General features: G+C 73.1%; 15 protein-coding genes. 9 read left to right on the top strand and 6 right to left on the bottom strand.

What is annotated here, in order from left to right:
* The 5 genes from OZN99_RS13490 to OZN99_RS13470 form a co-directional block, all read left to right on the top strand.
* Positions 1–335 (top strand): glycosyltransferase (locus tag OZN99_RS13490; protein WP_270935763.1); only part of this gene is annotated, 335 nt, incomplete at its 5' end.
* On the top strand, positions 332–1453 hold the full coding sequence (locus tag OZN99_RS13485; RefSeq protein ID WP_270935762.1) for a glycosyltransferase: 1122 nt from the start codon (positions 332–334) through the stop codon (positions 1451–1453). The genes OZN99_RS13490 and OZN99_RS13485, both read left to right, overlap by 4 nt.
* Entirely contained in the window at positions 1450–2331 is an 882-nt protein-coding gene (locus OZN99_RS13480) for a glycosyltransferase family 2 protein (RefSeq protein WP_270935761.1), read from the top strand. Before OZN99_RS13485 ends, OZN99_RS13480 begins: the two co-directional genes overlap by 4 nt.
* Entirely contained in the window at positions 2331–3203 is an 873-nt protein-coding gene (locus OZN99_RS13475) for a glycosyltransferase family 2 protein (protein ID WP_270935760.1), read from the top strand. Before OZN99_RS13480 ends, OZN99_RS13475 begins: the two co-directional genes overlap by 1 nt.
* A gap of 4 nt (positions 3204–3207) precedes the next feature.
* Positions 3208–4005 carry a YdcF family protein gene (locus OZN99_RS13470; protein WP_270935759.1) on the top strand — a complete coding sequence of 266 codons (798 nt, stop codon included), beginning with the start codon at positions 3208–3210 and terminating at the stop codon, positions 4003–4005.
* 10 nt (positions 4006–4015) lie between these two features.
* Here the strand turns inward: OZN99_RS13470 and OZN99_RS13465 are convergent, their stop codons facing one another.
* Both OZN99_RS13465 and OZN99_RS13460 read right to left on the bottom strand, forming a co-directional pair.
* Positions 4016–5506: an ArnT family glycosyltransferase gene (locus OZN99_RS13465; RefSeq protein WP_270935758.1), complete on the bottom strand. Its 1491-nt coding sequence runs from the start codon at positions 5504–5506 to the stop codon at positions 4016–4018.
* Between the two features lie 141 nt (positions 5507–5647).
* Positions 5648–6634, bottom strand: coding sequence for a tripartite tricarboxylate transporter substrate-binding protein (locus tag OZN99_RS13460; protein ID WP_270935757.1), 987 nt, complete (start codon positions 6632–6634; stop codon positions 5648–5650).
* A gap of 143 nt (positions 6635–6777) precedes the next feature.
* On the opposite strand from OZN99_RS13460, the gene OZN99_RS13455 reads away from it, so the two are divergent.
* Positions 6778–7752, top strand: a complete 975-nt coding sequence (locus OZN99_RS13455) for a Bug family tripartite tricarboxylate transporter substrate binding protein (protein ID WP_270935756.1) — start codon at positions 6778–6780, stop codon at positions 7750–7752.
* 21 nt (positions 7753–7773) lie between these two features.
* Here the strand turns inward: OZN99_RS13455 and OZN99_RS13450 are convergent, their stop codons facing one another.
* From OZN99_RS13450 to OZN99_RS13435, 4 genes are all read right to left on the bottom strand, one after another.
* Positions 7774–8313, bottom strand: a complete 540-nt coding sequence (locus tag OZN99_RS13450; RefSeq protein WP_270935755.1) for a hypothetical protein — start codon at positions 8311–8313, stop codon at positions 7774–7776.
* Between the two features lie 74 nt (positions 8314–8387).
* Positions 8388–8831, bottom strand: coding sequence for an acyl-CoA thioesterase (locus OZN99_RS13445; protein ID WP_270935754.1), 444 nt, complete (start codon positions 8829–8831; stop codon positions 8388–8390).
* Positions 8824–10056, bottom strand: coding sequence for a thiolase family protein (locus tag OZN99_RS13440; RefSeq protein WP_270935753.1), 1233 nt, complete (start codon positions 10054–10056; stop codon positions 8824–8826). The genes OZN99_RS13445 and OZN99_RS13440 overlap by 8 nt, the downstream gene beginning before the upstream one ends.
* On the bottom strand, positions 10053–11900 hold the full coding sequence (locus OZN99_RS13435; RefSeq protein WP_270935752.1) for a feruloyl-CoA synthase: 1848 nt from the start codon (positions 11898–11900) through the stop codon (positions 10053–10055). The genes OZN99_RS13440 and OZN99_RS13435 overlap by 4 nt, the downstream gene beginning before the upstream one ends.
* Positions 11901–12003: 103 nt before the next feature.
* On the opposite strand from OZN99_RS13435, the gene OZN99_RS13430 reads away from it, so the two are divergent.
* The 3 genes from OZN99_RS13430 to OZN99_RS13420 all read left to right on the top strand — a co-directional run.
* Entirely contained in the window at positions 12004–12483 is a 480-nt protein-coding gene (locus tag OZN99_RS13430) for a MarR family winged helix-turn-helix transcriptional regulator (RefSeq protein ID WP_270935751.1), read from the top strand.
* Between the two features lie 16 nt (positions 12484–12499).
* Positions 12500–13273: a crotonase/enoyl-CoA hydratase family protein gene (locus OZN99_RS13425; RefSeq protein WP_270935750.1), complete on the top strand. Its 774-nt coding sequence runs from the start codon at positions 12500–12502 to the stop codon at positions 13271–13273.
* Between the two features lie 2 nt (positions 13274–13275).
* A partial coding sequence (locus OZN99_RS13420) for an SDR family NAD(P)-dependent oxidoreductase (protein ID WP_270935749.1) occupies positions 13276–13556 on the top strand: 281 nt, incomplete at its 3' end.

Below are 13556 nucleotides of genomic sequence, written 5' to 3'. Positions count from 1 at the left end.
GGGTGACGGATGGCGAGCTGCGCGCGCTCTACGAGAACGCGCTGTGCCTGGTCTTCCCCTCGCGCTACGAGGGCTTCGGCATCCCGCCGCTCGAAGCCATGTGGTGCGGCTGCCCCGTGCTGGCCGCCCGCGCCGGCGCCGTGCCGGAGGTCTGCGGCGAGGCCGCGCTGTGGTTCGACGCGGAGGGCCCCGCCACGCCCGCCGCGGCGCTGTCCCGCCTGCTGGACGAGCCGGCCCTCGCCGACCGTCTGCGGGCGGCGGGACAGGCCCGCGCGCGGCTCTATTCCTGGGACGCGGCGGCGTGCCGCCTCCTCGAACTGCTGGACCAGAGATGAAGATCGCCATCGTCCACGAATGGATGGACACCTATGCCGGGTCCGAGCGGGTCGTGGAGCAGATCCTGGAGCTGTTCCCGCAGGCCGACCTGTTCGTCACCTGCGACTTCCTGCCGCTGGAGGAGCGCGGCTTCCTGCGCGGCAAGGTGCCGACCACTTCCTTCATCCAGCGCCTGCCGCGGGCGCAGCGCTGGTTCCGCTACTATCTCGGCCTGATGCCGCTGGCGGTGGAGCAGTTCGACCTCTCGGCCTATGACCTCGTCATCTCCTCGAACCATGCCGTGGCAAAGGGCGCGCTGACCGGCCCCGCCACGCTGCATGTCAGCTACGTGCACAGCCCCATGCGCTATGCCTGGGACCTGCAGCACCAGTATCTGCGCCAGTCCGGCCTGGATCGCGGCCTCAAGGGCGCGCTGACGCGCTGGCTGCTCGGGCGGCTGCGCGCCTGGGACCATGCCTCCGCCGCGCGGCCCGACGTGATCCTGGCCAACAGCGCCTGGATCGCGGAGCGCATCCGCAAGGCCTGGCGGCGCGAGAGCACGGTCGTCCATCCGCCCGTGGACATCGACCGCTTCGCCTTCAGCGCGGACCATACCGGACCCTATGTCATCGCGTCGCGGCTGGTGCCCTACAAGCGCGTGGAGCTGGTGGCCGAGGCGTTCCGCGCCATGCCCGACCGCGAGCTGGTCGTGGTGGGCGACGGGCCGGAGATGCCGAAGCTGCGCGCCGCCGCGGGCGATGCGCGCAACATCTCCATCCGCGGCCGCGTGAAGCAGGCCGAGCTGGTGGCGCTGCTGCAATCCGCCCGCGCCTTCGTCTTCGCGGCGGAGGAGGATTTCGGCATCGGCATGGTGGAGGCGCAGGCCTGCGGCGCGCCGCTGATCGCCTATCGCCGCGGCGGCGCCGCCGACATCGTGCGGGAGGGCGAGACCGGCGTGCTGTTCCCCGAGCAGACCGCGGAGAGCATCGCCGACGCCGTGCGCTGCTTCGAGGCGCTGTCCATCTCGCCCGCTGCGTGCCGTGCCAATGCGGAGCGCTTCTCGCACGCCGCCTTCCGCGCCAACCTGCTGCGCGAGATCCGTGCCGCCTGCGCGGCACGCGGGATGCCTCAGCCGTGACGCGCTTCAGCCTGGTCATGGCGACCCGGGGGCGCACCGCGGAGGTCGCGGAATTCCTCGACAGCGTGCTGGCCCAGCAGCCGGCGGCGGAGGCCGAGGTTATCGTGGTGGACCAGAATGGCGACGGCCGCCTGGATGCGGTGCTCGCGCCCTTCGCGGGACGCATCGCGCTGACGCATCTCCGCTCCGAGGTCGCGAACGCCAACCACGCCCGCAACCTCGGCCTGCGCGCGGCGCGCGGCGCGATCGTCGGCTTCCCGGACGACGACTGCCTGTATCCGCCCGGCGTGCTGGACCGAGTCGCCGCGGCCTTCGAGGCGGACCCTGCCCTGATGGTGCTGACCGGCCCGGCGGAGAGCCCCGCGGGCGGCCTGGGCTCCGGCCGGTGGCGCGACGCGGCGGGACCGATCGACGCGACCAACGCCTGGACCAGCGTGATCGAGTTCAACCTCTGGCTCCGACGGCCGCTGGCGCTGGCGCTCGGCGGCTTCGACGAGGGCATGGGGCCCGGCACGCCGATCGGCTCGGCCGAGGGCAACGACCTGGTGCTGCGCGCGGTCTCGGCCGGCCATGCCGCGCGCTACGAGCCGACGCTGCGGGTCATCCACCCGGACAAGCGGCTGACGGACGTCGCCACGGCGCGGGCGCGGCTCTACGGGCGCGGCCTCGGCTTCGCGCTGCGCCGGCATGGCGTCCCGCCCGCAGTGTGGCTGCCCTTCGCGGTGCGGCCGCTGGGTGGCGCGCTGCTCAGCCTGGCCAAAGGGCGGCCGCGCGACGCCGCCTATTACGCGATGACGCTGCTCGGCCGTGCCGAAGGCTTCCTGCGGCGCGACGCCACGGCGGGCCGCGTGCAGCCGGCCATCGCCGGGGAGCCGTGATGCGCATCGCCATCGGCATCGCCACGCGCGGCCGCGCGCCGATCCTGGCCGAGGTGCTGGCCGAGCTGGGCCGCCAGGCGCGCGCCCCGGACCGCATCCTCGTCTGCCATGTGGATGCCGCCGACATCGCCGGCCTGCCCGACCGCTTCCCGGCGGTGGAGTTCCTGACCGCGCCCGCAGGCCTGCCGCGCCAACGCAACGCCATCCTGGACGCCGTGGCCGATTGCGACGCGGTGCTGTTCCTGGACGACGACTTCCTCGCCGCGCCGGACTACCTGGCCGTGACCGAACGCGTGCTGTCGGCGCATCCCGCCTGCGTCGTGACCACCGGCACGGTGATCGCCGATGGCGCGAAGGGCCCTGGCATCGCGGTGCCGGAGGGCCGCGCGCTGCTCGCCGCGGACCGCGCGCCGGCCGATCCCCTGGCGGTCGCGCCGCACTTCAACGGCTATGGCTGCAACATGGCGCTGCGTCTCGCGCCGATGCGCGCGCACGGCCTGCGCTTCGACGAGCAGCTGCCGCTCTATGGCTGGTACGAGGATCTGGACCTCACGCGCCGGCTCGGCGCGCATGGTACGATCCTGCGGCTGGCGGGCGCGCGGGGCGTGCATCTCGGCAGCAAGTCCGGCCGCGTGGCGGGCACGCGGCTGGGCTACAGCCAGGTGGCCAACACCATCTACCTCGCGCGCAAGGGCAGCTATCCCTGGAACCGCGCGCTGCGCTCCGCGGCACGGAACATGGCGATGAACGCGGCCCGCAGCGTGGCGCCGGAACCCTGGGTGGACCGACGCGGAAGGCTGCGCGGCAACCTGATCGCGCTGGCCGACCTGCTGCGCGGCCGGATGCACCCGATGCGGGTGATGGATCTCTAGGCCCATGGACGACGTCCTCTTCGTCGCCTCGAAGGTCTTCTGGGCGCTGATGCGCCCCAACACGCTGGCCCTCGTGCTGTCCGTTCTGGGGCTGGTGCTGCTCTGGCGCCGGCACCGGATAGGTCGCTGGCCCCTCGCACTCGGCCTGGGATGGTACGTCGCTGTCTTCGTGCTGCCGGTCGCCGCGCTGCTCACGCTGCCGCTCGAGGAGCGCTTCGCGCGGCCAGCCACGCCGCCGGCGCAGGTCACCGGTATCGTCGTGCTGGGCGGCGCGGTGGAGCAGGACCTGACGCAGGCGCACGGCATTCCCGCGCTGAACGGTGCCGCAGAGCGCATGACGGAAGCCGTGGCGCTGGCGCTGCGCCATCCGCAGGCGAAGCTCGTCTTCACCGGCGGCTCGGCCGCCGTCGTACCGGGCGGGCCGACCGAGGCCGACACCGCGCGCCGCCTCTTCGCCGATCTCGGCCTGCCGCCCGAGCGCCTGGTTTTCGAGGCGGAGAGCCGCAACACGCACGAGAATGCCGTCTTCACCCACCGCCTGCTGCGGCCGCGCCCGGGCGAGACCTGGCTGCTGGTGACCTCAGCCAGCCACATGCCGCGTTCGATGGGCAGCTTCCGCGCGGCAGGGTGGCAGGTCGTGCCCTGGCCGGTGAACTACACCACCGGCCGCGACCCGTCGCTATGGTGGAACTGGCCGTTCCCCACGCGGCTGAACCAGGCGGAGGCCGCGCTGCGCGAATGGGTGGGCCTTGTCGCCTATCGCCTGCTCGGCCGGACCGACGCGCTGTTCCCGGCCCCCTGAGCGCGCACCGTCACCTGGCGCGCCAGATCTCCACCGGGCCGCGATACTCCTCGACCGTCGCGAACAGATCGTACCCCGCCTCCAGCGCCGCCAGCACGCGCGCGGCGGCCTCGGGCCGCATCGTGTGCATCCAGCCGCGGTCGACGACGATGGCGCGCGGCCGCGCGGCCAGAACGCGGTCCAGCTCCGCCAGGGTGTTGGTGTCCGAAAGATCCTCGAACACGCCGGTGAGGTGTGCCGGAAAGGGGAAGCGCGTGGACAGGCGCGCGCGGGAGATGACGTAGACGCTCGGATGGTAGTTGGCGACGAAGGCATCGCCGCCCGGACCGGCTGCGGCGGCGACCTTCGCCGAGACCTCGCGCACGGGATCGGGCAGGAACAGCCCCGGCCCGCGCTCCACCCGGCTCTCCAGCTCCACCAGCCAGGCCTGCGCGGCGGCCAGCCCCACCAGCCCCACGAAGGCCACCCGGGTCACGCCGGGCCGCCCCACGGCCAGCGCGATGCGCCAGATGCCGATCGCGGACAGGATCGAGAGCGGCGGCAGCCAGAGCAGGAAGTAGTGCGCGAAATAGAAGCCGGGCGCCGCGATGGCCGCCGAGGCGACGGCCAGCCACAGCGCAGCGAATCCCGTCAGCAGCCCCAGAGGTCGCGCCGCCTCCCGCGGGCGCCAGGCCAGCAGCGCGACCAGCCCGAAGGCGAAGCCGAAACCCAGCAGCAGCGCCGCCGCCAGCGTCCGTCGCGCCGCCTCCGGCGCCGGGATGCGTTCCAGCGCGTAGCGGAACGGCGCCATCAGCGAGCCGTCGAGGTAGTGGTCCAGCCAGCCGTGGCTCCAATAGGCCAGCCCCATCGCCAGGAAAGGCCCCGCGCAGAGCAGCGCATAGAGCGTCGCCATCGCGACCAGCCGCCGCCAGGGCAGCAGGCCGCGCAGCAGCGCGGGGCCCACCAGCAGCGCGAAGGCGAGGCAGCCTTCCGGCACGACCACCTGCTTCACCAGCAACCCGCAGCCGATCAGCAGGCCTGCGACGGCCACCGCACCGAAGCCGGGCGCGACGGGGTCCGGCCGCATGGCGCGCGCCGCGCCGCGCATGCCGATGGCCATGGCACCCGCGACGAAAGGCGCGATCAGGATCTCCGTATTGGTGCAAAGCCCGCCGAGCAGCACGGATTGCGCGGCATAGAGCACGCCCGCCGCGATCCCGACCGCTCGCGGACCGCCGACCACCCGCACCGCGCCGAACAGAGCACACGCGGTGGCGGCCACGCAGATCAGCCCGAGCAGCCGGGCCGCCTCCACCGAGACGCCGAAGGCGAGGAAGGCCAACGCGAACATCGCCGGCGCGCCGACGGGATGCATGTCCCAGGCCGCGACCAACGGCCAGCCGCCCGAAAGCCATTCCCGTGCCTGCACCATGTAGAGCCCTTCGTCGGTGTCGACGACGGCGGGGATGAAGGAGGTGCTGCGGAACACCGCCGCCGCCGCCACGAGCACGAGCAGCGCCATGACATCCCGCAGGACGGGCGCGGCGCTGCGGGCGGGGGCTGGGGCGATCGGGGCTTCGGGCATCGGTCCGGGCGCGGGCGCGGCGACGGCCCACGGGCTACCCTGGCCCGGGGCGCCGCAGCCGCGCAACCCTGGGCGGGCCTAGTTTTCCGGCTGGAAGCCGCTCTCGCGCACCACCGGGCCCCACTCCGCCCGCTCCTGCCGGATGCGGTCGGCGAAGGCCTGCGGGCTGGGCGAGGTGGTTGGCAGGTATTCCATCCGGTCCAGCGCGGCGATCATGTCGGGAGTCGCGGCGATCCGCACGATCGCGGTGTGCAGCGCCTGCACCACCGGCGCGGGCGTGCCGGCCGGCAGCAATGCGCCGAACCACTCGTCCTTCGACAGTTCGGGATGGCCGACCTCCCGGAAGGTCGGCACATCCGGGTAGCGCGGGTTCCGCGCGTCGGAGCTGACGGCCAGCATGCGCGCGCCCTGGCCATGCTGTGGCGAGATGTCGCCCAGCACGCCGACGAAGCAGGGCAGCCGCCCGCCGATCAGGTCCTGCACCGCCGGCACCGCGCCGCGATAGGGCACATGGGTCATGCGGACGCCGACCGCCTTGGCCAGCATCACGCCGAGGAAGTGCGGCGCCGATCCGGCCGCCGGCGAGGCGAAGGGGATCTCGCCAGGCTGCGCCTTCAGCCAGGCGACGAACTGCGCGAAGTCGCGCGCCGGGTGGCTGGCCGGGACCGCCAGCGCGAAGGGGAAGGTGCAGACGGTGGAGACCGGGATCAGGTCGGTCAGCGCGTCGTAGCGCACCTCCCGCGGGAAGACGTGCGGCTGCAGCGTCAGCATGGAGGCCGGGGTCTGCAGGTAGGTGCTGCCATCCTTCTCCGCGTCGCGCACGAACTCCACCGCGATGCGCCCGGCCGCGCCGACGCGGCCCTCCACGATGACGTTCGGCGCGTAGAGTCCGCGCAGCCGGTCGGCGTAGAGCCGGGCCACGACGTCGGAGGAGCCGCCGGCCGGGAAGCCGATGACGATCCGCGCGTTGCGCGACAGCGTCTGGGCCTGCGCCCGCAGCGCCGGAAGGGCCAGCGAGGCGCCTGCCAGGGCCAGCACCGCACGGCGGCCGATGATGGGGTGCATGTCGGGCGATCCTCCCTGCCTCGTTGCGGGCAACATGTGCCTTCCCGGCGGGGCCCCGTCCAGCGGAAACGCGCGGCTTGAAGCCCTCCGTTATCCACCATAACAATCGACGCCGCGCGACGGCAAACGGGAGGACGCGTGCGATGGCCATGATCGGCAGGCGGACGGCGCTGGCATGCGGGGCGGCGCTTGTCGCGGCCTCCGGGGCGGGGGCGCAGACCGTGCCGCGCAGCGTGCGCATGTTCGTCGGCTTCGCCGCCGGCGGCCCCACGGACCTGGTGGCGCGGCTCTACGCCGACCGGCTGCGCCCTGCCTACACCACCGGCGCCATCGTGGAGAACCGCGCCGGCGCCTCCGGCCGCCTTGCGGTGGACGCCGTGAAGGCGGCGGACCCGGACGGCGCGACGCTGCTGATGACGCCGGCCAGCGTCATGACGCTGCAGCCGCACATCTTCCCGCGAGAGGTGCGCTTCGACGCGCTGACCGATTTCGTGCCGGTCTGCACGCTCTGCGACTTCGGCTTCGGCGTCGCCGTCCCGGCCAGCCACCCCGCGCGCAGCTTCGCCGAGTTCGTCGCCTGGCTGCGCGCCCAGCCGGCGGAGGTGCCCTACGGCTCGCCTGGCGCCGGCTCCGGCCCGCATTTCGTCGGCGACATGATCGGCCGCGCGGTCGGCGCCCGGCTCAACCACGTGCCCTATCGCGGTGCCGCGCCGGCCGTGCAGGACGCGCTGGGCGCCCGCATCCCGCTGGTCATCGCCGTCCTGTCGGACCTGGTGCCGCACAACGGCCAGGGCCTGCGCATCCTCGCCGTCTCGATGCCGGAACGCCTGGTCCGCCTGCCCGATGTGCCGACCCTGGCCGAGAGCGGCTTCCCCAACCTGACGATCACCGAATGGTTCGGCCTGTTCGCCCCGGCGCGCACCCCCGCGCCGGTCGTCGCATCCCTCTACCAGACCGTGCTGGCCGCGTCCCGCACGGTGGAGGTCCGCCAGGCGCTGGATCGCTTCGAGTTCCTGCCGACCGTGCTGGACCCCGAGAGCTTCGCGCGGCGCGTCCGTACCGACCGCGACAACTGGGGCCCGGTGGTGCGGGCCAGCGGCTTCCAGCCGGAAACCTAGAAGCGGCGCGGCGGCGCCACGTCACCCGGCGGTCAGCTTCGGCCGCTTGGTGACCTGGACAGGCGCCCATTTCCGTGTGGGCTCGACGTGGCGCGGCAGGACCAGCACCAGGTCCGTCGCGGTCACCGCGCTGTTGTAGAAGTTGGTGACGTCCATCTGATCCACGTACTTCACGCGGATATCGCCCTTGGCATCGACGGTGACCGCGCCGTCGTCGTCATCGTCGTTGAAGTAACGTTCGATGTGCAACTGATCGATATGCTTGATCCGCATCCCGAGCCCGTCGCTGCTGGCGTTGTGCACCTGGATCTGCTTGATCTCCACGATGTTCAGCCCGCCGCGCAGGATGGTCAGGACACCGATGTGGAGTTCCTCCACATCGGCGCTCATCGCGCGCAGGCGCGGCATGTCGCCGGAAGCGTCCTTCGGGACGTCGTCGGGCCAGTAGGCCCTGAGTTCCCCGATCCGGATCACCTGAAGCTTCTTGAAGGCTGGAGGTCCGAGAAACAGGCGCTCGCGGGTCGTCAGGGTGATGCTGTTGAACGAGATGACGTTCGGCATGCATGGCTCCGCACAACGGCCGAGGCGACCCGGCCACCGCCCGGTGTGCTACCCCGGACCGTTCCGTCCTGTCACTATTCCTGCGCGAAGGCCTTCGTCACCTCCGGCGGGATTGGCGCCGACCGGATCCGCCCGGTCTCCCCATCCCGCGCCGTCCAGACCCGCGTCTCGTAGCCCTCGACGCCCAGCGTGCCGTCCGCCTTCAGCAGCCGGTGCTCGACGTCGAAGGAGGAGCGCCGGAAGGCCGTGACGCGGCTCTCGATCGCCACCTGGTCGCCATAGGCGGAGGGCACGTGGAACTTCGCCCGCGTGTCCACCATCGGGATGCCGAGGATGCCGAAGTGCTTCGTCCAGCGGATCTTCGGCATGCCCAGCGCCGCATCGAACAGCGCGGCCGTGGAGGCATCGAACATGGCGAAGTAGCGGGGATAGAAGACGATGCCCGCGGGGTCGCAATCGCCCCATTCGATGGTAACGGGCCGGCGATGGACGAAAACGGGCGCGGGCATGTCAGGCATCGGGGTTCTCCAGCAGCAGCGCGATCCCCTGCCCGCCGCCGATGCAGGCCGAGGCGATGCCGTAGCGCGCGCCACGGCGCGCCAGCTCGCGCGCGACGGTCACGGACAGGCGCAGCCCTGTCGCGGCCAGCGGATGCCCGATGGCGATGGCGCCGCCATTCACGTTCAGCCGCGCCTCGTCCAGGTCGAGCTCCCGCGCGCAGGCCATCACCTGCGCACCGAAGGCCTCGTTGATCTCGACCAGCGCGATGTCCTGCAGCGCCAACCCAGTGCGCTCCAGCAGCGCGCGGATGGCGGGAACCGGGCCGATGCCCATGATCTCGGGCGGGCAGCCCACGGCGCAGGCCGCAACCAGCCGCGCGAGTGGCCGGCGGCCCTTCGCCTGCGCACCGGACGCCAGCACCACCGAAGCCGCGCCGTCCACCACGGCCGAGGAATTGCCGCCGGTCTGCACGCCGCCGAAGGCCGGGCGGATCCTCGCCAGCGCCTCCACCGGCGACGGGCGCGGATGGGTGTCGGTGGCCACGCTCTCCACCTTGCGCGGCAGCACGATGCCGCGGTCCTGCAGGCCGGCGCGCGCGAAGGTCTCGCTGATGACCGGGACGACCTCGTCGTCGAAGAAGCCGGCGGCCCGCGCGGCCAGAGCGCGGTCGAAGCTGCGCGCGGCGAAAGCGTCCACCTCGGCGCGGGAGAGGCCGTGGCGCTTCGCCAGTTCCTCCGCCGTGCCGCCCATGGTGAGGCCGCAACCGGGGTCGAGCAGCGCCTCCCACAGGAAGTCCTTGAACTCCACCGGCGCGCCGAGCCCGAAGCCGTTGCGGTGCGTGTAGGCGGCGATGGGGTTGCGGCTCATGCTCTCCGCACCGGCGCACAGCGCGAAGCCGGCGCCCTGGCGGTCCACCGCCGTGGCACCCTGCACGATCGCCTCGATGCCCGTGCCGCAGACGCGCTGTACCAGCAGCGCCGGCACCTCCACCGGAGCACCCGCGTAGAGCCCGATGTGGCGCGGCAGCATGTAGGCGTCGAAGCTGGCCTGGGCCACGGAGCCCGCGACGACGTAGCCCAGCTCCTCCCCCGCGATGCCTGCCTTCGCCAGCGCCGCGCGGGCCGCCTTGATGCCGAGGTCGATGGGCGAGACGAGCGAGAGCGGGCCGCCCAGGTCGGCGAAGGGCGTCCGCGCGCCGGCCAGCAGCCAGGCATCGTTCCAGGCGGTGTGCAGCGCGGTCATGCGGCGCCTCCGATGATGATGACATGCGGCGGCGGCGGGTCGGCGTAGAGATCCTCCACCAGTGCGGCGCGGCGTTCCAGCACCGCACGCTGGTTGATGGACCCCTTGTCGGTGATCTCGCCGGCGTCGAGCGACAGCGGCGCGGTCAGCAGCGCGGCGCGCGCGACATGCTGGCTGCTGCCGGTCGCGGTCTTCGCCAGCGCGGCGAGCTTGGCGGCCAGTTCGGCACGCAGCCCCGGATGCATCGCCGCATCCTCGCCCTGCGGCACGATGCGGGCGACGGCCTCCGGCTCCGGCAGCAGGATGGCGGCCAGCTCGTCGCGGTCAGGCGCGGCCAGCACCACGTCCTTCACATAGGGCGCGAGCGCCGCGATCAGCTTCGCCCGCAGCGGCCCGACGCTGACCCAGGTGCCGGTCGAGAGCTTGAAGTCCTCGGTGATGCGGCCGTCGAAGCGGAAGCCCTTGTGCAGGTCGTCGGGGTCCAGCGGCACCAGCGCGTCGCCGAAGCAATACCACCCCTCCTCATCGAAAGCCTTGGCGGTGGCCGCAGGGTTGCGCCAGTAGCCCGGCGTGATGGAGGGGCCGCGCACGCGCGCCTCCATCTTGTCCCCCACCGGGGCGAGCTTCAGCTCCACCCCCGGCACCGGCAGGCCGACGACGCCGGAGGCCGAGTGATCCTCCCGGACGCAGATCGCGAAGGGCGCAGTCTCCGTCGCGCCGAGCCCGGTGATCATCGGGATGCGCTCGCCGCGTTCGGCCAGCGCCATCGCGTCCAGCTCGTCCCAGATGTGCTGCGGCAGGCCGGCGGCGGAGTAGAACATCATCCGCACCTTGGAGAAGAAGGTGCGACGCAGCGCGGCATCGGTGCGCAGGTGGTGCGCCACCTCCTCGAAGCCGCGCGGCACGTTGAAGTAGATGCTGGTCGCGATCTCGCGCAGGTTGCGCAGGCTCTCGGCGAAGCCGCCGGGCACCGGCCGGCCGTCGTCCATGTAGAGCGTGCCGCCGTTGTAGAGCACGATCCCCGTGTTGTGGTTGCCGCCGAAGGTGTGGTGCCAGGGCAGCCAGTCCAGCAGCACAGGCGGTTCCTCGCCCATGAAGGGGAAGGCCTCGAGCAGCATCTGCTGGTTGGAGCAGAGCATCCGCTGCGTGTTGACCACGCCCTTGGGCTGCCCGGTGGAGCCGGAGGTGAACAGGATCTTCGCCGGTGCATCCGGGTCCACCGCGGCGGCGGCGGCCTCCACCGCCGGCGTCGGGGCGGCGGCCAGCAGCGCGGCGAAGGGCGTCGCGGCGCGGCCGGGATCGCCGCCGCAGACCACCAGTTCCGTCCCGGCCGGCACCACGGCCGCGATCGCCTCGGCGAAGCGCGTGCCGTCATTGGCGAAGACCAGCCCCGGCGTCAGCAGGCCGAGGCAGTGGCGCAGCTTGGCGAAGTCCCTGGCCAGCAGCGAATACGAGGGCGAGACCGGCGCCAGCGGCACGCCGACGTGCAGCGCGGCCAGCGTCAGCACCGCCTGGTCCAGGCAGTTGCCGGAGAGGATTGCCAGCGGCCGGTCCGCCGAGAGGCCACGGTCCAGCAGCGCCTGGCCCACCGCCCGCACCTGCGACAGCATTTCCGCATAGGTGATCCGCCGCCAGTCGCCGCCCAGCGCCGGGTCGCGCCGGGCGATCAGCGTGCGGTCCGGCGCCACGGCGGCCCAATGCTCCAGCCGCTCCGTCAGGCGGCGGGGATAGGCGCCGAGCGTGCCTTCGGGCGTGACCATCAGGCAGCCATCGGCCCGCCGCGCGAAGCGGACCGGGCCCGGCCCGAGCTTCCGGCGCGCGGCCGGCCTGGTCAGCACGGACATCCATCCCTCCGGTGCCGGCGGGCCGGCGCGATTGTTATGTTGCATAATAATCCAGCCGCGCCCCCCTTCCAAGGGCGCCCGGCGCTTCGCATACTGGCCTGCCATGCCCATGCCGCGCCATCGCACGGAGGTGCCGCCGCCCGACGAGCCACCGCCGGAGGCGGATCTGACGCCGCTCGAGGACCGGCTGGGCTTCTGGCTGCGCCTGGCACAGCAGGCGGCCTTCGAGGCCTTCCACCGTGCCATGTCGCCCCTTGGCCTCACGCCCGGCCGACTGGCCGTGCTGCTGCTGCTGGAGGCGCATCCGCGCATGCGCCAGGCGGCGCTGGCGGAGGCATTGCGCGTCAAGCCGCCGAACCTGGCCGTGCTGCTGGCGGCGCTGCAGGCGGAAGGCCTGGTGCAGCGCATCGAGGATGCGCGCAACCGCCGCGCGAACCTGCTCCGCCTGACGCCGGCGGGTCGCACCCTGCTGAAGCGGGCGAAGGCGCAGGAAGCGCTGGTGGAGGCGGAACTCGGCGCCGGGCTGGATCCGGCGCAGCGCAGCGCCCTGGTCGCCGCGCTGCGCCGGATCGCCGGCGCCTGACCCGGAAGGATACGGAATGGCCGAGGACACGGTCACGCTGGAGATGCAGGGACCTGTCGCCCTGGTCGCCCTGAACCGCCCGACGAAGCGGAACGCCATCAGCGACGCGCTGCTCGCCGCGCTGGAGGACGCCATCGCGCAGGCGCAGCGCAGCGCGCGCGCCATCGTCGTCCATGGCCACGGCCCCTGCTTCTCCGCCGGCCTCGACCTGGCCGAGCACAAGGCGCGCACGGCGGAGGAGGTGTTCCACCATTCGCGCGGCTGGCACCGCGTCTTCCGCAGCCTGCGCACGGGCCGGGTGCCCGCAATCGCGGCCATCCACGGCGCCTGCGTCGGCGGCGGCCTGGAACTCGCGGCCGCCTGCCACATCCGCGTGGCCGACGAGACGGCGTTCTTCGCCCTGCCGGAGGGCACGCGCGGCATCTTCGTCGGCGGCGGCGCCAGCGTGCATGTCGCGCGCCTGCTCGGCGCGGCGCGGATGGCCGACATGATGCTGACCGGCCGCGCCCTGGACGCCGCGGCGGCGGAGCGCGCGGGCCTCGTCACCTATGTCGAACCGGCCGGCGCCGCGCTTCCCAAGGCGCTGGCGCTGGCCGCCAAGGTGGCGGAAGCGGCGCCGCTGACCGTGCTCGGCGTGCTGCAGGCGCTGCCGCGCATCCAGGACATGGCGGAGGAGGACGGGCTGTTCGTGGAAAGCCTCGTCGCCGCCCTGGCGCAGACCGGGCCGGAGGCGCAGGCGCGGCTCGCCGCCTTCCTCGAGAAGCGCGCCCCCAAGGCGGGAGGAGGCTGACCATGGACCTCGAGCGGGACCTGAAGGGCGCCTCGGCCGTCGTCACCGGCGGCGGCTCCGGCCTCGGCGCCGCCACCGCGGAGGCTCTGGCGAAGGCCGGCGCGAAGGTCGTCGTGCTGGACATCAACGCAGCGAATGCGCAGGCGGTGGCGCAGCGCATAGGCGGCACGGCAGTGGCCGGCGATGTGGCGGAGGAAGCGCCCGTGGCGCGCGCGGTGGAGGACGCGGCCGCGCTGGCGCCGCTGCGTGTCGCGGTCGCCTGCGCCGGCATCGCGCCGGCCGC

It is taken from the genome of Falsiroseomonas oryzae (assembly GCF_027856955.1).
Lineage (GTDB): Bacteria > Pseudomonadota > Alphaproteobacteria > Acetobacterales > Acetobacteraceae > Falsiroseomonas > Falsiroseomonas oryzae.
This window is presented reverse-complemented; position numbering and strand designations above follow the sequence as displayed.

Excerpts from the sequence above, each read along its gene's own strand:
- OZN99_RS13485 (WP_270935762.1), top strand. The coding sequence starts at position 332 with ATGAAGATCGCCATCGTCCACGAATGGATGGACACCTATGCCGGGTCC.
- OZN99_RS13475 (WP_270935760.1), top strand. The coding sequence starts at position 2,331 with ATGCGCATCGCCATCGGCATCGCCACGCGCGGCCGCGCGCCGATCCTG.
- OZN99_RS13470 (WP_270935759.1), top strand. The coding sequence starts at position 3,208 with ATGGACGACGTCCTCTTCGTCGCCTCGAAGGTCTTCTGGGCGCTGATG.
- OZN99_RS13465 (WP_270935758.1), bottom strand. The coding sequence starts at position 5,506 with ATGGCGCTGCTCGTGCTCGTGGCGGCGGCGGCGGTGTTCCGCAGCACC.
- OZN99_RS13460 (WP_270935757.1), bottom strand. The coding sequence starts at position 6,634 with ATGCACCCCATCATCGGCCGCCGTGCGGTGCTGGCCCTGGCAGGCGCC.
- OZN99_RS13455 (WP_270935756.1), top strand. The coding sequence starts at position 6,778 with ATGGCCATGATCGGCAGGCGGACGGCGCTGGCATGCGGGGCGGCGCTT.
- OZN99_RS13450 (WP_270935755.1), bottom strand. The coding sequence starts at position 8,313 with ATGCCGAACGTCATCTCGTTCAACAGCATCACCCTGACGACCCGCGAG.
- OZN99_RS13445 (WP_270935754.1), bottom strand. The coding sequence starts at position 8,831 with ATGCCTGACATGCCCGCGCCCGTTTTCGTCCATCGCCGGCCCGTTACC.
- OZN99_RS13440 (WP_270935753.1), bottom strand. The coding sequence starts at position 10,056 with ATGACCGCGCTGCACACCGCCTGGAACGATGCCTGGCTGCTGGCCGGC.
- OZN99_RS13435 (WP_270935752.1), bottom strand. The coding sequence starts at position 11,900 with ATGTCCGTGCTGACCAGGCCGGCCGCGCGCCGGAAGCTCGGGCCGGGC.
- OZN99_RS13430 (WP_270935751.1), top strand. The coding sequence starts at position 12,004 with ATGCCCATGCCGCGCCATCGCACGGAGGTGCCGCCGCCCGACGAGCCA.
- OZN99_RS13425 (WP_270935750.1), top strand. The coding sequence starts at position 12,500 with ATGGCCGAGGACACGGTCACGCTGGAGATGCAGGGACCTGTCGCCCTG.